This is a genomic window from Verrucomicrobiia bacterium, from assembly GCA_036405135.1.
Classification (GTDB): Bacteria; Verrucomicrobiota; Verrucomicrobiia; order Limisphaerales; family JAEYXS01; genus JAEYXS01.
Genome location: DASWYF010000022.1, coordinates 338,099 through 359,486, shown reverse-complemented (window position 1 = coordinate 359,486; position 21,388 = coordinate 338,099). Strand labels below are relative to the sequence as shown.

Annotated in this window: 11 protein-coding genes; 5 read left to right on the top strand and 6 right to left on the bottom strand. The window is 57.6% G+C overall.

Features of this window, described 5'->3' with window-relative positions; translation table 11 throughout:
• Window positions 1-29 precede the first annotated feature (29 nt).
• Window positions 30-1,496, bottom strand: a complete 1,467-nt coding sequence (locus VGH19_11950; protein ID HEY1172076.1) for a DUF1501 domain-containing protein — start codon at window positions 1,494-1,496, stop codon at window positions 30-32.
• 75 nt (window positions 1,497-1,571) lie between these two features.
• The gene (locus VGH19_11945) at window positions 1,572-6,356 is read right to left on the bottom strand and encodes a DUF1549 domain-containing protein (protein HEY1172075.1); all 4,785 of its coding nucleotides are present in this window, start codon (window positions 6,354-6,356) and stop codon (window positions 1,572-1,574) included.
• Window positions 6,357-6,747: 391 nt separating this feature from the next.
• Between VGH19_11945 and VGH19_11940 the strand changes: the two genes are divergently transcribed.
• Window positions 6,748-8,001, top strand: a complete 1,254-nt coding sequence (locus tag VGH19_11940; GenBank protein HEY1172074.1) for an outer membrane protein transport protein — start codon at window positions 6,748-6,750, stop codon at window positions 7,999-8,001.
• Window positions 8,002-8,132: 131 nt separating this feature from the next.
• Window positions 8,133-9,593, top strand: a complete 1,461-nt coding sequence (locus VGH19_11935; GenBank protein HEY1172073.1) for a Gfo/Idh/MocA family oxidoreductase — start codon at window positions 8,133-8,135, stop codon at window positions 9,591-9,593.
• 47 nt (window positions 9,594-9,640) lie between these two features.
• Here the strand turns inward: VGH19_11935 and VGH19_11930 are convergent, their stop codons facing one another.
• On the bottom strand, window positions 9,641-10,348 hold the full coding sequence (locus VGH19_11930; GenBank protein ID HEY1172072.1) for a hypothetical protein: 708 nt from the start codon (window positions 10,346-10,348) through the stop codon (window positions 9,641-9,643).
• A gap of 171 nt (window positions 10,349-10,519) precedes the next feature.
• On the opposite strand from VGH19_11930, the gene VGH19_11925 reads away from it, so the two are divergent.
• From VGH19_11925 to VGH19_11915, 3 genes are all read left to right on the top strand, one after another.
• On the top strand, window positions 10,520-12,301 hold the full coding sequence (locus VGH19_11925) for an SLC13 family permease (GenBank protein ID HEY1172071.1): 1,782 nt from the start codon (window positions 10,520-10,522) through the stop codon (window positions 12,299-12,301).
• A gap of 307 nt (window positions 12,302-12,608) precedes the next feature.
• Window positions 12,609-13,814, top strand: coding sequence for a hypothetical protein (locus tag VGH19_11920; GenBank protein ID HEY1172070.1), 1,206 nt, complete (start codon window positions 12,609-12,611; stop codon window positions 13,812-13,814).
• Between the two features lie 10 nt (window positions 13,815-13,824).
• Entirely contained in the window at window positions 13,825-15,411 is a 1,587-nt protein-coding gene (locus VGH19_11915; GenBank protein HEY1172069.1) for a hypothetical protein, read from the top strand.
• Between the two features lie 143 nt (window positions 15,412-15,554).
• Here VGH19_11915 and VGH19_11910 read toward each other — a convergent pair whose 3' ends face one another.
• From VGH19_11910 to VGH19_11900, 3 genes are all read right to left on the bottom strand, one after another.
• Complete coding sequence (locus VGH19_11910; protein ID HEY1172068.1) at window positions 15,555-17,162, bottom strand: hypothetical protein; 1,608 nt, start codon at window positions 17,160-17,162, stop codon at window positions 15,555-15,557.
• A 79-nt stretch (window positions 17,163-17,241) separates the two neighbouring features.
• Window positions 17,242-19,224, bottom strand: a complete 1,983-nt coding sequence (locus tag VGH19_11905) for a preprotein translocase subunit SecA (GenBank protein ID HEY1172067.1) — start codon at window positions 19,222-19,224, stop codon at window positions 17,242-17,244.
• Window positions 19,221-21,377 (bottom strand): biotin/lipoyl-binding protein, encoded by a 2,157-nt coding sequence (locus VGH19_11900; protein ID HEY1172066.1) that lies wholly within the window; start codon window positions 21,375-21,377, stop codon window positions 19,221-19,223. Before VGH19_11900 ends, VGH19_11905 begins: the two co-directional genes overlap by 4 nt.
• Window positions 21,378-21,388: the final 11 nt, after the last annotated feature.

Genomic DNA, 21,388 nt, shown 5'->3' with positions numbered 1-21,388 from the left:
GACTGGGCGTTTGAAACTGATACGTTCGCTTAAGCGAACAGTTTGCCCACCGCTTTCGCCTTCACGAGTTCGCGCGGTTGATTGAGGTGGTTGTAAACGATCGTCTCCGGGTCGATACCGAAGGCGTGATAGATCGTCGCCAGCAATTCGCTCGGATGCACCGGGTCTTCCGTCGGGGCGGAACCGGTCTTGTCCGATTTGCCGTGCACATAGCCGCGCTTGATGCCAGCACCAGCGATGCAGCCCGTGTAGCAATATGGCCAGTGATCGCGGCCATCGGCACTGTTGCCATTACCGGAGGTGCTCACACCCTTCACCGGACTGCGACCGAACTCGCCCACGGCGACAACCATCGTTTCCGCCAGCAGACCACGTTGATCGAGGTCTTCCATCAAGGCGGAGAGACCGGTATCCAGCATCGGAGCGGACTGTCGTTTCATGCGGTCTGGCAGGCCGTTGTGCACGTCCCAAGAGTGATTGTCCGAGTTCGCCACCTTAGGCCAGATAACTTCCACCACGCGTGTGCCCGCTTCCACCAAGCGGCGTGCCAGCAAGCAGCTTTGACCGAAGGTATTGCGGCCATAACGGTCACGCACCTTCGCGGGCTCTTGACCGAGATCAAACGCATTGCGCGCACGACCGGAGATCACAAGGCTGAGAGCACGGCTGTAATATTCATCGAGTTGGTAGTTCTCCACTGCCTTCTCGATCTCCGGCATAGCATCGCTGAAGGCTTCACGGAGACTAGCACGGCGTTCGAGTCGCAACGAGAACACGTCCGGCTGCATCTTCAGGTCTTCCACGCGCACCTTCTCCATCTTGCTCATGTCCAGATCGTCACCGTCTGGATACAGCGTGTAAGGATCAAATGCTTTGCCGAGAAATCCTGCCGTGCCCGCTTTACCTACTACGTTACTCTCTTGCAAGGGGCGCGGGAGCATCACGAAGGGCAGCATCGGTTCCGTAGGCGGCTTGAGGCGGATGATGTTCGAGCCGAAGTTCGGATAATCCTTCGCATTCGGCGGCTCAAGCTGGCCGGAAGGGCTCACCTTGTCCGTCGTGTAACCGGTCATCATCTGATAGATGGCGGCAGTGTGATTGAAGAGGCCGTTCGGCGTGTAGCTCAGCGAACGCATCATCGTCATCTTGTCGTTCACCTTCGCCAGTTGCGGCAGGAGTTCGGTGAACATCGTGCCAGGGATCTTCGTGGAGATGGGCTTGAAGATGGACCGCACATTATCCGGCACATTTTCCTTCGGGTCCCACAGGTCGAGATGGCTCGGGCCGCCCTGCAGATACACCATGATGATGCTCTTGGCCTTGCCCCAACCGGGCCCGCCTTGATTGCCGGTGCTGGCCTTCGCTTGCAGTGAGAGCATGGAGCCGAGCGACAGGCCGAGGATGCCGGAGCCGCCGATGCGCAAGAGATCGCGCCGGCTCATCTTCATATTCGCGTCGCACAAGTCACCGTTAGTGCCACCAGGTATGCGGATCATAAGTAAGGACCTTTCTGGTATCTTGATTACTAAATTTAAAAACTCATTTTCGCAAGGTGATTAACGCCTCGCGGTCTATCGGTTGAACAAAAATGCCGGGTTATTGATCAATGCCCACGCGATGTCTTGCGCGGCTACCAATCGCAATTGTTGCACCTGCTTGGTGCTCAATTCCACAGCGCGTTGCAGATCGGCCAACTTCGGATCGATTAGCAGCGGTTGCTCGGCGCGCGCCAGCACGTCTTGCAAATCCTTCAGTTTCGGATCAATCGCCCGAGGCTTCTTCGCTTCCGCGAGAGCTGCCGTGCGCTTCTGGAATTCCGCATCGATGCTGCGATAGTAAGTCGTCAGCTTCTTCTTCTGCTCTTCCGTGCGTTGATCGGTCACGATCTCGAGAATTTTCTGAACATCTTCCGACACACCGAAGCCGATGGGTTTCTTTGATGTCGTGGCCGAGAGGCGGAATTTGCCGAGATTGTGCTGACCGCTGGTGTATTGCTGATCGAGAACGAACGTCAGAATCGTTCCACCCGCGCTACCCAAAGCTTCCTTCACCTCGAAGGTCGCCATGTGGTTCTGTCCCTGCTGACCGGCGACGGCCCAGCCGTTGTTCTGCGCGGGACGTTTGCCATCGATGGCCGTTGTGATGTTGTAGCTTGGTTGGTTGAAATCAGCGACGGCCTTCTCCAAGACTACTGGCTTACTCTCCGCAGGTTTCGGTTTGGTCGCTGCTTTCACTTCGAATTCCGTCAGTACGAAGTTGCCATCGGGTGAACGGCCCGGACCATTCTTCGGCAGTTTCGCATCCACCAAGGCTTCGATCTTGAAACCAGTGATGCCGACCAAATCTGTCTCGGCGGTAATGGTGTAATTACCTTTGCCATCGTTGCCGGTGGAGAGAATGGTCAGATCATCCTGCTGGTTGAGTTTGATACCATTGACGGACGCCTTCAGCGTCTTGGCCTTCAATGCCGTCCAAGCTGTCTCCGCCTTTGGATTCTTTTCCCATTCGGCCTGTTTCTCAGCGAGCTTGGTTTCGTGGTCTTTCAGTTCCTGTTCACGCTTCGCGATAAGCTCTTTCTGTTTCTGGTCCGCTTCGGCTTCGCGCGGAGCAATCTCTTTCTTGTATGCTTCCAGTTCCGTCTTGGCATCGGCGATGGCTTTGATGCGATCTTGCTCCCGCTTAGCCGTGAGAGGTTTCAAATCCACTTCATACGCGGCCAGTTCCGCCACGAGTTGCTTGTGTTGCGGCTCCACCACTTGGAAGGCCTGGTCAGCCTTGACCGTTTCCTTCTCCGTGGCGGGACGGTTCAGGATGCGCATGAACAATTCGTTTACTACCTTGTGATTGTCCTTCTCTGCTTCCACCAGCTTGGCGATGGCGTTCTGCGGATCGCTCACGGCGTTGCCCACGGTAGGACCGCTGACCAAGGCCATGATCGGGCCGAGTTGCAGATCAGTGGAGCGTTCGCATTCGCAGGAGCTTTCACGCGTCGGCTTGCCGAGGTTAGCAAGGAAACCATCTGACGTGCTGACGGATGAATCCATCAAAGCTGCGGCACGCGTGCCGGGAGCCACTCCCGGGAACTTGGATTGCGAACCGGTCACCAGATAAATGCTGTCGAATAGCACTTCCGCCGGCAGACGACGCGCCTTGGCATGGGAGTAATTGATCGTGTCATCGTTGTTCCACTTGTGCGAACTCACGGAGAGCTGATACGTGCGGCTCTTGCAGATGGTGCGCATCAGGTATTGCGTATCAAAATTCTTCGCGATGAATTCTTTGGTCAGATAATCGAGCAATTCTGGGTTCGTCGGCGGATTGCCCGCGCGAATGTCATCAATCGGCTCGATGATACCTGTGCCCGTCAGATAACCCCACATACGGTTCACATAGCTCATCGCAAAGTAGCGATTGTCCTTCGCGGTGATCCACGCAGCCAGTTGCTCACGGCGGGTGGCATCCGCTTTGGTCGTCGTTGTTGCGGTGTAAGGAAACTGCGGCGGCGTGGGCTTGCCAGTACGATCGTGTTTTACTTCGCCTTCTTTTTTATCAGAGACTATCTCGTAGAGCGGTTTGGCACCTTCCACCGCCGTGCCGCCGATGCGTTTATCGCCTGAGGCCGGATCCATCTTCAGGTCCACTTGTGCGAAATAAGCGGACATCTGGTAATACTGATCTTGCGTCCAGCGTTCGAAGGGATGGTCATGGCACTTGTTACAGTTGAAGCGCGTGGCAAGGAAGAGATGCGTGGTGTTCTCCATCGTATCCTCCGGCGTGCGGAGAATCTTGTAATAAGCGGCAGGCGGGTTGTCCTTGTTCGACCCGCTGGCCGTCAGAATCTTGTGCACGAACTGGTCGTAAGGCGTGTTCGCAGCGACCTCCTTGCGGATCCATTCGCGGAAACCTTTCGCACCTTCGGCACCGAGGAACTTGCTGTTCACCTGCAACAGGTCTGCCCACTTGTTCGACCAATGCTCGATGAATGCCTCGCTGCTGATGAGCTGGTCCACCAGCTCTTCGCGCTTCACTTGAGTATCACGCGTGTCGGCGAGGAATTTGCGTACATCTTCAACCGTCGGAGGCAAACCCGTCAGGTCGAGATGGACGCGGCGGACGAATTCATCATCGGTGCACAGGTCGGAAGGCAGGATTTTCATCCGCTTCCACTTGGCTTCCACCAGTTCATCCACCTCACTGAATCCCGGTTGGTTCTTCCATTTGAAGCCGGAACGATCACCCATCACCGTGATCGTTGTGGCGGCGTAAGCACCTTCATAGCGGGCCAGCACGGGAGCTTCACCGCGGCGCAAGGTCGTCACGATGCCCTTCTCGTCCGCCTTGATGATGTCCACATTGCCGCTCTCAATGAACGCCTCGTTGCTCACATCACGCTTCGAACCGTCAGCGTAAAAGGCGATGACCTTCATCTTTTCGGTATCGCCCACCTTGTTCACCACGGGGTTCTTCGGCGTCACTTCGATACGCGTCACCTTGGGGCTGTCGAAATTCACTTTCGCACCGGCAGCGATCCAGTCGCGGAGAATTTGATAATACTTGTCACCTTGCTTGGTGCGTTGACCGCCTTCATGCGGCACCGCACCAGTGGCCTTGAGCAGAATCAAGCTGTCATCGGGCGAAGCGAGATTCACACGGCGTGAAGCCAAATCATCTGCAAAAGCGCGCAGATCGAAGACCGGATCATAACCACGTAGAGAGAGCTTGAAGCCGTTCTTACCATCCTTCGCACCATGGCAGGTGCCCATATTGCAACCCATCTTGGAAACCACCGGGGTCACATCGAGGATGTAATCCGGCTCTTTCTTGGACTTGCTCTTGCGAGCAGAGGCCAGCTTGGCTTCTTCAATCGGTGCGGGAGCAAACGCCTTCACCGGAGAGAGCGTCTGGCTATCGAGCAAGTGTATCTCTCCATCCGCACCAGAAGCGGCGATGATCTTGTCATTCGGGCTGAACGCCACCGCATAGACACCACCCGTCAGCTTCGTGCTGGCGATAAGTTTCACGTCCTTGGTCTGAAATTCTTCCACCTTCTTGTTCTCTTCGGCCGAGCGTGTGCTGGCGACTTTCTCAAAGATGGTCTTCAGATCATTCGACAGCGTGCCGTCGATATCGGAGGCATACACATTCACTTCCCCTGCTCCATCCATGCTGCTCGCAGCCACGATGCGTTTGCCATCGCTGTTATAATCCACCGCGAAGATGCGGCCTTCCATCGCCGGGAACTTGCGGATGAGGTTCGAGTTATCACCGATGACACGTTTTGTTTCGCGGAACACGCGGAAGATCTGAGGCACACCATCCACACCACCAACGAGGATCTCATCCTTCGATGGATGCCGCGCGACTGCGGAGATACCACCGCGTAAGGCGCCAGGGGTGATCGAGGTGATGTTATCGATGAATCGTTGCGTGGCCAATTCCGTCAGCTTGGCCGTGCGATCGCGCCCCACAGAGATCACATGATCGCCCTTGAGCGAGAACACAGTATCCTCGATCCAATCATCGTGCGAACCTTGAAAGAGCACTTGCTTGCCCGTCGCGGCTTCGATCGCACGCACCGATTTATCCGTGCAACCGAAGGAGATCAACTTGCCATCCGGCGACCACGCCGCGCCATACACGGTGTCAAAGGTAACTGGTACAGAGATATCCAGTTTGCGCTTCGCTACGTCCCAGACTTGCACTTCACCCATACGTCCTGGCAGACCACCGGTCACGGCGAGCTTTTTGCCATCGGGTGAGAAACGAACGGCTTCAATGCGCTCGGACAAGCCCACCAAACGGGCGACCAAGCCGGAACCATCCGCCTTGTGCAGGAGCACTTCATGGAAGCCAGCGACTGCGAGGTATTGTCCATCCGCAGAAAAATCCAGTGCCGTCACCACCGGTGAACGCGTGTAAACCGGAGGATTATCCATGTCATAACGTGCCTTGGCGTTCTCTGGAGTGTCATCGATCGCGCCTTCTGCGATCCACTTGGAGATGAGTTCGATCTCCACCTCATGCAAGGGCTTCGCGCCTTTGGGCATCTCTGCCTTGCCGTCTTTGGGAGTGATCTGTTTGATCAGGGAGCTCTCTGCCAGGTTCTTCGGCACGATGGCCTTTCCTTCGCTATCGCCACCGGCAAGCAGCTTCACGTAATCCGTCATCACATAACCGCCCTTGGGTTTGGCGGGTTGGTGACATCCTTGGCACTGTGCCTGGAAGATAGGACGGATCTGTTTGTAGTAACTGACTGGCTGGTTCTTATCGGCTTTCTTTTCTGCTGACTGGGCACTTGCTACCAAGGCGATCGCCGCCAGCCAAACCGTCAAAACTTGATGAACCGAAACACGCATAAGGCTTCATGTTCCCGGCATGTCTGGACAGCCTGATCGCCTCTCAAGACGATCTGTCGCCACAGAAACCACAGCCCGGGATTTTCAAAGATAATGCGCCTAAGATGAAAGACTTGGAATAGAAGAATCTGCTTGGGTACATGTAGGATTCTGCGCCAAGAAAGATAACCTTCATTACCTCTTTTTGATTCAGCAAAACCCCTAGCCCGGACTCCGTAATGAACCGGATTATTTTATTTTGCGATTCCGATAGTAGTTTTCGCGATGTCGCTTATAGATAAGCCGTCTCAGCTCTAAAAAGACACATACTCTTATGCCCAAACCTTTGTCCTTAAAAAGGATAACAACCCTCACCCCTTTCACCCTAGCTGCTGCAGCCTCATTGGTGGGCATGGCTAAAGTCGAAGCCAGCGGACTCTACCGCAACGGCGTGGGTGCCCGTTCCATGTCCCTGACGGGTGCGGATGTGGCTGTGGCTTCTGATCCTTTGGGCGCGATGTATTCCAACCCTGCTGGTCTGGCTTACCTGAGCCGTCCGGAACTGCAATTGGGCGGTACCGTTGGTTACGTTCACGGCAGCTTCAGTAATGCCGCGAATAATGATGCGACGTTCAGCAAATGGGGTGCGATGCCGGAGATGGGCTTCGGTATGCCGATCGGCGATAGCCCGGTCAGCATCGGTCTTTCCTTCATGCCCGAGGCTGCCCTATCCGCAGATTGGACCTATGTAGACGCTCCCGGTGGTTTGGGTGGCGTCTCCTATGGCAACCAAGTGCATCGCTCAGACATCAGCGTCCTCCGCTCCGCGTTGGGTGCAGCGGTGAAGCTCGGTGACAAGTGGTCCGTCGGCGCGAACATCGGTCTCGTTTACAACGATAACAAACTGCAAGCCCCCTACATTTTCCAGAATACTCCATTAGCTGGTGCGAAGACCTTGCTCGACCTGAACACGGACGGCTTCGGTGTGAATGCGCAGTTCGGTGCCATCTACAAGCCCAACGACCGCTGGCAATTCGGTGTGTCCTATCGTACCGAAACTTCTGTCCGCAGTCGAGGTGATGCGACTGGCGATGTCGGCACACAAGTCGCTCTCCCCAGCGTCCCCTTCCATTACGATGCGCAGGTGAACAATCACTTCCCGCAGATGGCCACCGCCGGTGCTGCGTGGCAGCTTCATCCGAAGTGGCGTCTCGCCATGCAGATCGATTGGGTCAACTGGTCCGATTCTTTCGACCGCCTGCCCGTCAAACTCTATAACGGCAGCAACCCTATCGTGAACGGTGCCATGGGCTCTTCGACGATCGATGACGAAGTGCCCCTGCACTGGAAGGACCAGTTTGTGTATCGTACGGGCGTTGAGTTCGCCGCGAGCGAATCGTGGAAGCTCCGTGCGGGTTACAGTTACGGTAACAGTCCGGTGCCGGACGCGACGCTCACCCCCCTCACCGCCGCCATCACGGAACACACCATCGGCCTCGGTGCCGGCTGGCAACGTGAGCGCTATGCGATCGACTTCGGCTATCAAGTGGAATTGCCAGCGGAGCAAAGTGTCGGTGCCAGTGCTTTGCGCTCAGGTGAATATAACAACAGCCGCACCGGTGTGCAGATCCATTGGTTCACCGTCACGACGAGTGTGAAGTTCTAAACGAAATTGCTATTCTTTCAAAGAGCCAGCGATTCATCGAATCGCTGGCTCTTTTCGTTTGGGCTGTTCTCCCCATCTTCTCCTTCCCGATTATCATTGTCTCCGTAGCCCAAAAGCCCTACGACATCCCCATGTCCACGCACTATTCTTTTCCAGATAAGCCGTCGGCATTCAGCCGCCGCAAGTTCATCCACCGCTCACTGCTCGCCACTGTATTGGCTTCGCTATCAGCTCCCGCTTTCGTGCGAGGGCAGAATCTGAACAACAAGCTGCACATCGCCGTCATCGGTGCTGGTGGCAAAGGTGCGACGGATACGGACGAAGTGGCCAAGACGGGCGAAGACATCTACGCGCTGTGCGATGTGGATGGCAACACCCTCGCCTCGCGTGGCGAGAAGTATCCGAAGGCCAAGCGCTTTCGTGATTACCGCGAGATGTATTCGCAGATCATCAACAACATCGATGCCGTCATCGTCTCAACACCTGATCATCATCACGCCCTCGCTGCTGCACTCGCGATGGGTGCGGGCAAACACGCTTTCGTGCAAAAGCCGCTGACATATTCCGTGGCTGAGGCGCGCTTCCTGCGTGATCTCGCCAAGCGCAAGAAAGTCGCCACGCAGATGGGCAATCAAGGCAGTGCGGGTAATGGATTGCGTCGTGCCGTCGAAGTGATCCAAGCAGGTGTCATTGGACAGGTGCGCCAGTTGCATGTGTGGAGCAATCGCCCCGTGTGGCAGCAAGGCATGGATCGCCCGACCGGTGCTGATCCGGTACCGGATTATCTCGACTGGGATCTGTGGCTGGGTGCCGCTCCGTTCCGCCCGTTCAAAAAAGAATGGCCGGAAGAGATCGGGCCCGATGGCAAGGCGAAGAAGAGCAATCGCCGAGGCGTCTATCACACGTTCGGCTGGCGCGGCTGGCAAGATTTCGGCACGGGCGCGCTCGGCGACATGGCATGTCACACCGTGAACATGCCTTTCCGTGCGTTGAACCTCGGCTACCCCACCAGTGTGGAAGCCACCACTACAGGCATGAACAAGGAGAGCTACGCGCGCAGTGCGAAGATCCAGTTCGAGTTCCCCAAGCGCGGCAAGCTCGCTCCCGTCACCTTCATGTGGTATGACGGCACGCCCGACGGCAACGACACATTCCGCCCGCACGCAGACATCACGGAAGACGTCATCAGCAAGATGAAGAAGCTGCCCGGCAGCGGCTGTCTGCTCATCGGCGAAAAGGGCCGCATCTTCTCGCCGGATGATTACGGCTCTAAATTCTTCCTGCGTCTGAATGACGAGAAAGAACTCGTCGCCTCCGAGGAACACGCCGCCCTGAAAGCGATCCCCGAGAATTACTGGAAATCCCCCGGTCACTATCAGGAGTGGGTGGATGCATGCAAAGGCGGCCGCGCTGCCTACTCGGAATTCGACATCGCCGCGTATCTCACGGAGATCATCTTGCTCGGATGCGTGGCCGAACGCGCTGGCAAGAAACTCATCTGGGACGGCCCGAAGATGCGTGCGAAGAACGCTCCTGAAGCAGGTGTGTTCGTGAAGCGTGATTATCGCAAGGGCTGGGAACTGCCAAGCTGATCCTAATCTTTCCACGAAACGCGGCAGCCCAAAAGCTGTCGCGTTTTTTATTCCTCCATCCCGAACAACTGCACTTCCTTCAGGTCGTTCAAGCGATACTCGATCGAGTCCGCCACGCCCATCGCCACATACACCAGCGTGCCCAACACATTCAGGCTGGCGTCCTCTTGTGCCGCTGCATCGAGTCTCCGCTTGAAGGTCCGGTTCACTTCCTGCAATTCGTTCATGTATTGCGAAAGATCGCCCAGCTTCCAATCCGGTTTGCCGCCTTCCTGTGCGATGAAATATTGCCGCAACAAGTAGGCGCCCACCAGGCGAAACGTCGTCTCCTGCATGGACGCGAACGGCAGATGCATCTTCGCCAATCCACGCAAGCGGTTCAGCACCGGGCAACCGCTCGTGGACATGATCAGCGCCACCAACGCACGAAGGCCCGTCTGCACATCGCACTGCTTCGCGTAAAACCGATCGCCCGTGATCACCTGCACCGTCACCATCTCGTGCGACACCACGTTCTTGAACACCTCGATGACCTCCTCCAGGTCCACCGCTGGCGGACAATGATTCCGCCCGTTATCCTGCAAGGGACACTGCACGCATTGATTGAACTCCAGCGCCGTCCAGAACGGGTGTGCTGCCGTCCGCGCTTCCGAGGTGGAAGTGCGATTGAGGAACACCTTGAACTGACGCTGCGAGCCATCAGCGAAGTGGAACACATACTCCACTACGTTCTTGCGGTTGGCTTCGTCGGACATTCCAGCTGCTTTGTCCGGGGAAACTCCCGGCACGTCAAGCATGCGTGCACACTTTCAACCACGCCTTACTCTCCCCCTGTCAATTATGACAAAGGGGACAACCTCGTCTGCTCCAGCCGTCTGCTGAACTCCATTGGCATTTACCGAAACCGGCATTAGACTCCGTTCCGGGTGACCTTGGAAATCGGAATATTGCTGGTCCTGATCGGAATCGCACTCCTGTGCTTTTCATTTGAGCGGATTCCGCCGGATGTCGTGGGCTTGGGGCTTTTGCTGGCGCTCATTCTCTCCGGTCTTTTGCCCTACAAGGATGCCTTCGCAGGCTTCGGCAGTGACACCGTCATCATGATCTTAAGCCTCCTGATCATGACTGCTGCCATGTTAAAGGCCGGGGTCGTCGATCTGGTCGGGCGAAGTATCCTTCGGCTCGTAGGCGACCGCACCGCCCTCCTCCTCCCCGGCATCATGATCATCGTCGCCTTCCTCAGCGCCTTCATCAGCAACACCGCTGCTGCCGCCTTCTTCATCCCCGTTGCGATGGGTATCTCCGCCAAGACCAACGTATCCCCTTCCCGTTACCTCATGCCCGTTGCGTTCGCCTCCATTCTCAGCAGCTCCGTCAGCCTCATCAGCACCTCCACGAACCTCGTCGTCAACGGCCTCATGACCAAGGCTGACCTCGCGCCCATGGGCATGTTCGAACTCGCGCCCGTCGGCATCCCCATCACCATTGTCGGCCTTGCTTACATGTACTTCATCGGCCGCCGTTGGATACCTGAGCGCGCCCAGAGCGGCAGCTTGCTGGAAGGCTTCGGCGTGCGCTCTTACCTCACCGAGGTTATCGTCCTGCCTGAATCACCCCTCATCGGTGAAACCCTCGCCGAATCCGGCTGGGGCCGCGATCTCGATCTCACCGTCCTCAGCATCGTGCGAAACAAACACAAGCTCGATCCCTCACACGATACCATCATCCAAGGTGGCGACATCCTTCTAGTGGAAGGCGCGCATTCCGAAGTGATGAAAGTGAAGGACACCGCCGGTATCGAGATACGTCCCGATCTCAAACACTCCGATCCCAACCTCGCCACCGAAGACTCGCTCCTCGTCGAGGCCATCGTCGTACCGAACTCGCCCTTGATTGGTCGCACACTTCGCGGCGTCCACTTCCGTGAACGCTTCGGGGTGCAAGTCCTTGGCCTGAATCGCCATGGCAAGAACGTCCTCAACAAACTCAGCCACATCACCCTCCGCGTCGGCGATGTCTTCCTCATCCAAGGCAGCAAAACCCGCATGGCCTCGCTGCAAGAAGAACGCGCCTTCAGCATCCTTGGCGCGGTGGAGGAGAAACGCCCCGATCGCCCCCGCGCCTGGCGCACCGGCATCATCTTCGTCATCTCACTGACTCTCGCCACATTCAACGTGCTGCCCCTCGCCGTCGCCACCCTGCTCGGTGCCTTCGGCGTTTTTGCCACCAGATGCATCACGCCTTCCGATGCCTACCGCGAAGTCGAATGGCGCGCCGTCATCCTCATCGGCTGCATGCTCGGCTTGGGCGAAGCCATGAGCGCCACCGGCACCGCGAATTACCTCGCCAGCCTGCTCGCCAACTCCACCACCACCCTCGATCCCCTCTGGCTCCTCGGCGGCTTCTTCATCCTCACCGTTGCCTTGACACAACCGATGTCCAATCAAGCCGCCGCCGCCGTCATCCTGCCCATCGCGTTAGCCACCGCCGTCGAGATGGGCCTGAACCCGCGCACTTTCGCCATGATGATCGCCGTCGCCGCCAGTTGCTCTTACCTCACACCGCTCGAGCCCGCCTGCCTCATGGTCTACGGCCCTGGTCGCTACAAGTTCTTCGACTTCCTCCGCATCGGCGCACCCCTAGTCATCATCCTCTTCCTCATCGCCATGTGGTTAGTTCCAAGGCAGTGGCCTCTCCAACTTCCATAGCCGTTATCATGAGACGGCGCTAACTAAGCTCTATCTGTAGCAGCCGACGTAAGGAGGCTCTAACCTTTTGGAGTGCGGAGGCTTGACTCCGCTTTCCCCCCGAGGCGGCTTGACGCCTCGATTCCCTCTCTGAACGTTGGACGTTGAGAGTTGGATGTTGGAGGTTTCCTTTTCCCATCCCCCTTCGCTCTCTTCTGTTCAAATTCCCCTCTTGTGCCTTTTGCGCTTTTTTGCGGCCATAATCTTTTCCTCCCCTTGAAACTTGCTTGCGTGACTAAATCCGTCCTTCATTGTCAGGAATAATACTATGGACACCACGCTTCCACCCGCCGCCGCGTTGACCTCCGCTGAGGCTAAGGCCCAGCCTGTGGTTGAAGCACAGGCGCAAACCCAGCGTCTCCCCAAGCTCGCGTGGGTACTCATGTTCAGCGTCTTCTGCATCCCCATCGGCGTGCTCTGGGACATCTCCTGGCACTCCACCATCGGCCGCGACACATTCTGGACCATCGCCCACATCGTCATCTACATGGGCGGCGCGATACCCGGCATGGTCTCCGGCTGGATCGCCTTTCGCACCCACTTCTTCGGTTCACCGGAAGAAAAGGCAGGATCCGTTTCCATCTGGGGCCTGCGCGCGCCCATCGGAGCATGGCTTACCATCTGGGGCGCCATCGGCATGCTCACCTCTGCTCCCTTCGATGACTGGTGGCATAACGCCTACGGCCTCGACGTCAAGATCCTGAGCCCGCCGCACACGCTGCTCGCCATCGGCATGTATGCCGTTGCCTTCGGCGTGTTGCTCCAAATGCTCTCATGGCAAAACCGCCTCACTGGTCGCGATAGCAAGACCGCCGGCACCTTCTTCCTCCTCACCGCCGGTGTGATGCTGAACATGCTGACGATCTTCCTCACGGAAAAGAGCCAGCCGAACCATATGCGTTCGTCGGGCTTCTTCTACATCGTGGCCTGGCAATACCCGATGCTCCTTGCCTGTGCACGACGCGCCTCCAATCATCGCTGGGCCTGCACCCTCGTTGCCCTCACCTACATGGCCATCCAGCTCGCCATGACGTGGTTGCTCCCCCTCTTCCCTGGCGAACCCAAGCTCGCGCCCATCTACCGTGAAGTCACGCACATGGTCCCGCCTGCGTGGCCGCTCCTGTTAGTCCTGCCTGCGCTCGCCATTGATTGGGTCTATCGTCGTTGGAACGAAAAACCTTTCTCCCTCTGGCTCTTGGCGGGCGCGCTCGCCGCAGTCTATCTCGCAATAATCCTGCCCGTGCAATGGAACTTCTCCGCCTTCCTCATCAGCCCGGCAGCGGAAAATTCTTTCTTCTCCGGCAACCGCCAGTGGACCTACTACAGCACAGCGGGTGATTGGAAATATCAGTTCTGGGATTTGGACAAACACTCGATCACATTGGTCGTCCTCATCAAATGCTTCGCCCTCGCCTACCTCTCTACCCGCATGGGCCTCGGCGTGGGCGGATGGATGACCAAGGTTCGCCGCTGAAACAATCGCCATGCTGAAGTCCTTACGCGCATTCCTGCTTATAGTTTCGTTGGGCTGGTTGGCGATTAGCAACGCCTCCGCCCACGTCGGCAGCCCAAATCTTTTCTACGAAGGCACCGCCGCTGGTGTGCCCGTGCGCGTGATTATCAAGCCACCTGGCGTCATCCCCGGCCTCGCCGAAGTGACCGTGCGCACCGAAGGCGCGAGCGTGCAAAAAGTCACCATGACGCCCGTGTATTGGGAGACCGGCAAAAAAGGCTCTCCCGCCCCTGAAGATGTTCCCCTTGTCCGCGGTGAAACGAACCTTTACTCCTCCGGTGTGTGGTTCATGAAGCTCGGTGCCTACAGCATGCACATCGGCATCGAGACCGCGAATGGCAAAGGCGAAGTCGTCGTGCCCGTGAACTCCCTTGCCACCGTGCGCAATCCCATGCCCTCCGGACTCGGCATCGCGCTCATCTGCCTTGGTCTCTTTCTCTTCGCCAGCTTCATCACCATCATCGGTGCCGCCGCAGCGGAGAGCACACACACTCCTGGCGAAGCCCTCACCCAGCTGCTCCTGCGCAAGCGTCGCATCTGGACCATCGGTGCCGCCATATTCATGATCGCCGCCGTCGCCAAAGGCAAACAGTGGTGGGCCTCCGAAGACAGCGAGTATTATGCGAAGCGCATCTCCCGCACCTGGCCTTCCAAGGCCGATGTGAAACTGCAAGACGATCGTCCCGTCCTCAATTTCTCCTTCGAAGTCCCGGACAGTCATAAGCGCGAATGGTCCCCGCTCATCCTCGATCACGGCAAGTGGAGCCACTTCTTCCTCGTGCGCGAACCGAAGCAGGACGTCCTTGTCCATCTGCACCCTTACAAGCAAGGAGATCGTAAACTCGCCGCCGTGTTGCCGCCCTTGCCTGAGGGCACTTATCACCTCTACGCCGATCTCTCGCACGAGAACGGCCTCTACCGTACACTTCACACCGAGGTAAAAATCCCCGCTGCACCTGAGGAATGGTCCAAACGCTGGACCCGCGCGAGCGGCAATCCCAACGACCCTTTCTGCAGCACCATCATCAGCACGAACACCACGGACGTCACCCGCCGCGATCTCGATATGGACGACGCTTGGCACATCGAAGCGAGCGCGCCATCAGCATCGGCCAGCGAAGCCGCCACCATGAACGGCCTCAAATTGAAATGGGATCGCCCCGCCAAGCTGATTGTGAATCAAGATGTCTCCCTCCGCTTCAACCTGCGCGATACCCAAGACCAGCCCGCCGCCTTGGAACCCTACCTCGGCATGAACGGTCACCTCGTCGTGCGTTGCACCGATGGCAGCGTCTTCATCCATGTGCATCCCGTGGGAAACATCTCCATGGCCAGCCAGGCCATCCTCACCGCCCGTAGTGAAAATCCGAAAGGAAAGAAGGAAGAATTGCTCACCGCCTCCACGAATTACCTGCACAAAGCCAACACCACCCTCGGCAACGAAGTGAGCTTCCCCTACGCTTTTCCCCAAGCAGGCACTTATCGCCTCTGGGTGCAATTCAAACACCAAGGCCAGATCCTCACCGGAAGTTATCTCGCGGAAGTGACCGAGAAGTGATTGGAGCGCGAGTCTCCGACTCGCAGCAACTCCCCTAAGCAAAGTTGGACGTAAAAAAGTTCACCGACACTGCGCGCCTAAATCCCGGCCTACCCTGCCCTCATTCGCCTGACCCCATTCGGTTGAAAATCTTTCCCAAAAAACTACGGCACAAACCGCAGATGGAAAAACCGCTTCGCCTCCGTCGCACTGAAATCCTTCAGCATCTCTCCCACTGCCATCGCAGAAGCACCTGACACCATGCTCCATGAACCGCTGTTCAACGTGGTGCTCTCCCAGAGCGAAGCGTTGTAGAAATATGCCGGATACGTCACCCGCACTTGATTGCTCTGGTGTGAGATCCTCAAGCGCATCTCCGGTGGGGCGAGCAACATCGTAAACGCATTCAAGCTCGCATGCCCTGTCGCCAACGTCTGGCCGTTATGCTTCAAGCTCGTTGTCGAAAGACCGGCCAGCGCCAGCCCATCCCCTGAAGTTGCCACCATATCCAACAACCCCGTGTACCCTGCGCTAGATACCGTCGCTACTCCCGCAAGTTCGCCGCTGTCCAGATAACTCGCCACGAACACAGACGGCTGGCCATCCGGCGGAGAAACCGTGGTGCTGCCCAAATTCACGTCACCAGAAAAATTCGCCGCCACCTGCAACACGCCGCGTTTGCTCTCCGCCAATCCTCCCAGCAGCACGCCGTTGACCGCCAGTCTTGAAGTATAGGCCCCGCTCTCACTGATTCGTGCGAGGCGCATCCCATCCGCTATCAAAGGCAGGCTCTGCGAACCGCTGGCATCCGTGATCTGGCCCTGCCCATCGGAATCTTCTGACACATTCATTCCCAGCAGATATCCTCCCGCAGTGCTGCTCACCAAGCTGATGGCCTCGTCGAAATCCGAACCGCCCCCCGTGATCACCCATTGCAGAGCACCCGCGGAATCGTAAGCAGCCACAAAAACATCATAAGAGCCGTTGCTGTTACGCATAGTGGGGAAAAATGCCAGCCCGGAAAACTTTCCCGCCACGATCCTTTGCCCGCTGGATTGCACGACCATCCGTTCAGGTTGAATGCTTGCCGAAGAAACCACATACGTTTCGGCCTGCGGGACACCATCCGCATTCGCCCGGATCAAGAACATGTTCTCACTCCCGCTGGCAGGCTGGAATGAAGTCTCTCCCCAGGCCGCTGTTGAATTATAGCGCCCGCACGCATGAATGCCGTCTGCCGCCACCTTGATATCCATCACAGACTCCTGTCCTGTCCCACCGATTTGCCTCACCCATACAAACGTCCCGTCCCCCTCATAGCAGGCGATAAAACCATCACTGGCCGCTACTGCCGTAAGGTTTGTGCTGCCAAAAACCGCGCTTCCCTCAAACTGTCCGCCCACATAAACCCTGCCTGAGACAGCATCCACCGCCACACACTCGGCACGTTCCGTGGATGTCCCGCCCATCCTCAACAACCAGGCCGTGCTGCCATCCGGTAAAAGTTTCGTCAGAAAAACATCCACCAGCCCGCCATTGTTTGAAGTGATGCTCCCCGATGATCCCGAGATGCTTCCAATGAATGTCCCCGCGAAATAAGCTGACCCGCCTGGCCCAGCCGCAACCGCTTGTGAAGAATCTACTCCCGTTCCGGCGAACAAACTGCTGGCTTGCAGAGTATAAAACGAAGTATCCGCCGCTTTAAGTCCTGGCAACATCAGCAAAAAAAGCAGCACCATCACTCCCCCTATCCAGCCTGGCAGAGATTTCATTCCGGCTTTGAATGACATGTCGCCTTTCATCTGCACCTTGAACATAGTGGTCAATGCGGTGATTGGCCACAGATTCCTGCTACTGCTGTCCCGCGAATGACAACGCCTCATCCAGCCACGTATCGTATTTCAGCACATTCGCACGCTGCTTGAACGCATGACGCTGGGCGTTTCCCTGAGCCTGTTTCCACGCCGTCTTCGCCAGCACTTCCGCCCCGGGCGATCCATTTTTCGCCGCCGAACGTACGATGTCCCGGAAGGAATGCCGCAGATGCTTTCGCAACAGCTCGTCATCAAAACTCACAAACGCCTGCGCCCAGCCCGGATCACCCTGACGGCCCGCGCGACCGAACAACTGCCGGTCCACGCGCTCGGATTCATGGCGCTCTGTGGCGATGACGTGCAACCCGCCCCGCTCCGCCATGCCCGGTCCCAAGCGGATGTCCGTGCCGCGACCCGCCATGTTCGTGGCGATGGTGATCTCGCCCTTTTCACCCGCGCGCGAGATGATCGCCGCTTCCTCCGCGTGGCGGGATGCGTTCAAAACCTTGTGCGGCACGCCTGCTTCAAAGAGCTTGTGCGAGAGCAGTTCGCTGTTCTTCACGCTGCGAGTACCCACCAGCACCGGGCAGCCCAGTTCCTTGATGCGCTTGATCTCCGCCACCACGGCATCCCACTTCTCCTCTTCCGTAGCGAAGATGCGGTCAGGCATATGCACCCGTTTGCACGGCCTGTGCGTGGGGATGCGCACCACCGGCAGATGATAGATGCGCCAGAATTCATCTGCTGCTTCCCAAGCGGTACCCGTCATGCCCGAGAGCTTCGGGAACAGACGGAAGAAGCGTTGAAAGCTCATGCGTGCCATCGTCTCCGATGGATCGCTCATGGGAATGCCTTCCTTCGCCTCGATCGCCTGGTGCAGACCTTCGCGCCAACTGCGGTTCGGCATCGCGCGGCCCGTGAACTCATCCACGATGGAGACTTTACCCTCGGTGATGATGTATTGCTTGTTCAGATGGAACAGCTCCCGCGCGACCAGAGCCTGTTTGAGAAGTTCTTCACGGCGCAGCTTGCCGCGCCAGAAGGGCGGAAGGATGCCGGATTCTTGTTCAACGCGCTCCACCCCTTCCTCAGTGAAATCGATATCGCCGTAACGCGCATCCACTTTGTAGTGAACCTCCGCCTTGAGCTTTGATGCCAATCCGGCCGCCAGCTCCACCGCCTGCTTCAGGGCTTCATTCACTCGTGGTGAGGAGATGAGCAGCGGCGTCACCGCTTCATCGATCAATACGCTGTCCGCCTCGTCCACGATGGCTGTGTGCAGACCGCGCAAGACCAATCCGGCTTCCGGGGCGCGCAAGGGATTCATCACCTGCCGGATCATCCAGCGTTCGGGATTATGCTGGTCCTTCAGGCGCAAACGATCGCGGAGAAAATCAGCCAGCAATTCCTTGCTCGTCACATAGACGACATCCGCAGCGTAGGCTTTCTGCCGTTCGGATGGATTGAGCTTTGCGGTGACGGGCGCGACTTTCAGGCCGCACATGCGATAGAGAGCCTCCATGCCGCCGGCATCGCGTTCCACCAGGTAATCATTCACCGTGATGACGTGACAGGGCCGTCCCAGCCATCCGGCGAGCACTGCTGCCAGACCCGCCGTCAGCGTCTTGCCCTCACCGGTCGCCATCTCCGTCAGGCAACCATCATTAAGGGCAAGCGCCCCGGCGATCTGCTCCACATACGGATTCAGTTTCGTGCAGCGCTTGGCTGCTTCCCGCACCGAGGCCATGGCTTCCACCAAGTTCTCCGCCATCGCATCGCCACCGCGCCGGAAGATTTCTTTGTACTTCAGCAGGGCTGCTTTGAGATCCTCATCGGAAAACGCCGCATACTTCTCCGCCAGCCGATCCACTTCTCCCGCCTTGGCGAGCAGTTCCTCCGCCGTTTTGCCCCTCCGCTTCCACGAACCCATCCAGCCATGGACCAGCGCGTCCAGCCCTTCGTGAAACTTGCGGGCTGGCGGCGGCGCGATGCGCCGGTAGATGTCACTGGGCGTTTTCAAAACTGAAAGCGCTTTTGCAGCAATTGGCCGAGGCGCCGTATCCAGCGCGGCACCAGGGGCTCATTCTCCAGTTTAAACCGGATCTTGCCCGTCTGGCCGTGCAGTAGCGCGATCTCCGGAGTCTCGGAGAATTCACCTGTCACGGCGAAGAACGGTTCAGCCGCCATGCGGCCGGAACGTTCCTGCGTGTTGATGGCCACATCACCGCCACCCTGCCACCCGAGGGCCGGAGTCGGCAGATTCATTTGTTCGCCCGGGATGGCGCGGAGCTTGCCCACACCCAACGGCATTTCCGCAGTGCCGGGCAGCCGCACTTCAGCCTGAGGAATTTCCGGACGGAAAATACGGTCCACATCCTCTTGCAAGACTGTGACGGAGAACTCGAAGGATTTCGGATTCACCAGCAGTCCCAGCGGGGAACCGCGCTTGACCATGCGTTGCTGGATGTCCTCCACACCGGGAGCCACCCATATGCCATCGTGACGCGCACGCACGGTGAGATTCTGCTGTTCCTTGCGGATACGCTCGACGAACTTGTTCATCGAGTCGAGCCGCTTCTTCAACGCCTCCACCGCCGTCAGATCACGTTGCATCGCATTGCGTATGCGGGCTTCCACTTCCTGCTGTTTGGCCTGGGCTTGCGCCAGTTGGATGTCCAGTTCCGGGTTTTCCAGACGGATGATCGGCTGGCCTTTCTTGATCGGCTGGCCTGGTTTCGCGAGCACTTCCACGACTTCACCCGGCGCTTCGGCGATGATCTGGCTCCATTCCTTGGCCTGCACCACGCCTGAGGCGCGGAAGTAATGCGGGAACGGGATCACCGCCAGCAACAGGATGAGCACTGCCGCCGTGACCGCAACCACACCGACGGCCTGCGCGCGCGTCCGCTCCAGTTTCGGGCTGCTCGCCAGATACTTGATGAATTTGTAAGTCGGCACCACCAGCCAGGTGAAGAGGCATACCGCCGCCATGATCAGGCCCAACAGCAACCATTTATCCGCCAGGAACCAGACGATGCCTGCGAAGACGATGGTGCGATAGATCAATGAGCTGATACCGTAAAGTGTCAGCCAGCCTGCCTCACTCCTGGTGTGGGCCTGGCTTTGTGCCGTCTTGATGCCGAATGCATGACGCTCCACACCATAGATCAACTGCATCATGGAACGCTGGTTCAGGTTCGGGATCTCCAGCAGATCGGACATGATATAGTAACCGTCAAAACGCATCAGGGGGTTCAGATTGAACAGCAGCGTGGAGACGGAGGCGATGAACATCATGTTGAACGCCACACTGTTGATGATATCGCCTTTCTGCGTGTTCGCCCAAACCATCGCCGCGATGGCCGCCACGAACAGTTCCACGATCATGCCCGCACATCCTACCAGCACACGTTGCTTGCGGCTGCGGAAACCCCAGCTCGCGGTGGCATCCACGAACGGCACCGGCGTGAAGATCATGAGCATCACACCCATGACATGTACTTCACCGCCGAACTTCCGGCAGAAATAAGCGTGGCCGAATTCATGGATGGTCTTGATGATGACCATGCCCAGGTACAGCCAAAGAATATTGGAAGGTGCGAGCACGCCTTGCGTGTGGTCCAGCAGCGCAGTGGAATTGTCCATCGCCGTCTTCACCCCGAGTCCCACCACCACGAGCCATAAGAGAATGCCGATCGGGCCGATCAACCAATTCACATACGGCAGGGTCTTGACGAGAAAACGGTCTGGGTCCAGGAGCGGGAAGCGCATGAACATGATGTTCAGCCACTTCAACCCTAACTCTTGTTGCTGACGCTTGCGTTGTCTTTGGAAAAGCTGCTCGGCATCCGGCGCCAGTTCATATTGAAGCAGGTTCGCGTGATAAAGCTGCGCGAGCAGTTGTACCACCGCTTCCTGCCCGGGGGCCGTATCGGGGAAACGATCGAGGCACTCCTGCCAGACTTCCTCCACCGTCTTGTCCGGGCACAGGCGCGAGACAAACTCATAAGCCTCCGGACGCAACCGGAAGAACTGGTTGGCCAGCGGGTTTTGCAACACGATCCAGCGCTCCCCGCGGAACTGCTGGCGCTGCACCTGTACACCGGGGCGGAGCTGGATCTTCTGACCAGCCACCCGGTGCCACGATTCACTGAATGTGCGTCCTTGTTCCATGCTGTTTTCAG

Excerpts from the sequence above, each read along its gene's own strand:
- VGH19_11920 (HEY1172070.1), top strand. The coding sequence starts at position 12,609 with ATGGACACCACGCTTCCACCCGCCGCCGCGTTGACCTCCGCTGAGGCT.
- VGH19_11930 (HEY1172072.1), bottom strand. The coding sequence starts at position 10,348 with ATGTCCGACGAAGCCAACCGCAAGAACGTAGTGGAGTATGTGTTCCAC.
- VGH19_11945 (HEY1172075.1), bottom strand. The coding sequence starts at position 6,356 with ATGCGTGTTTCGGTTCATCAAGTTTTGACGGTTTGGCTGGCGGCGATC.
- VGH19_11915 (HEY1172069.1), top strand. The coding sequence starts at position 13,825 with ATGCTGAAGTCCTTACGCGCATTCCTGCTTATAGTTTCGTTGGGCTGG.
- VGH19_11935 (HEY1172073.1), top strand. The coding sequence starts at position 8,133 with ATGTCCACGCACTATTCTTTTCCAGATAAGCCGTCGGCATTCAGCCGC.
- VGH19_11940 (HEY1172074.1), top strand. The coding sequence starts at position 6,748 with ATGGCTAAAGTCGAAGCCAGCGGACTCTACCGCAACGGCGTGGGTGCC.
- VGH19_11950 (HEY1172076.1), bottom strand. The coding sequence starts at position 1,496 with ATGATCCGCATACCTGGTGGCACTAACGGTGACTTGTGCGACGCGAAT.
- VGH19_11910 (HEY1172068.1), bottom strand. The coding sequence starts at position 17,162 with ATGAAATCTCTGCCAGGCTGGATAGGGGGAGTGATGGTGCTGCTTTTT.
- VGH19_11900 (HEY1172066.1), bottom strand. The coding sequence starts at position 21,377 with ATGGAACAAGGACGCACATTCAGTGAATCGTGGCACCGGGTGGCTGGT.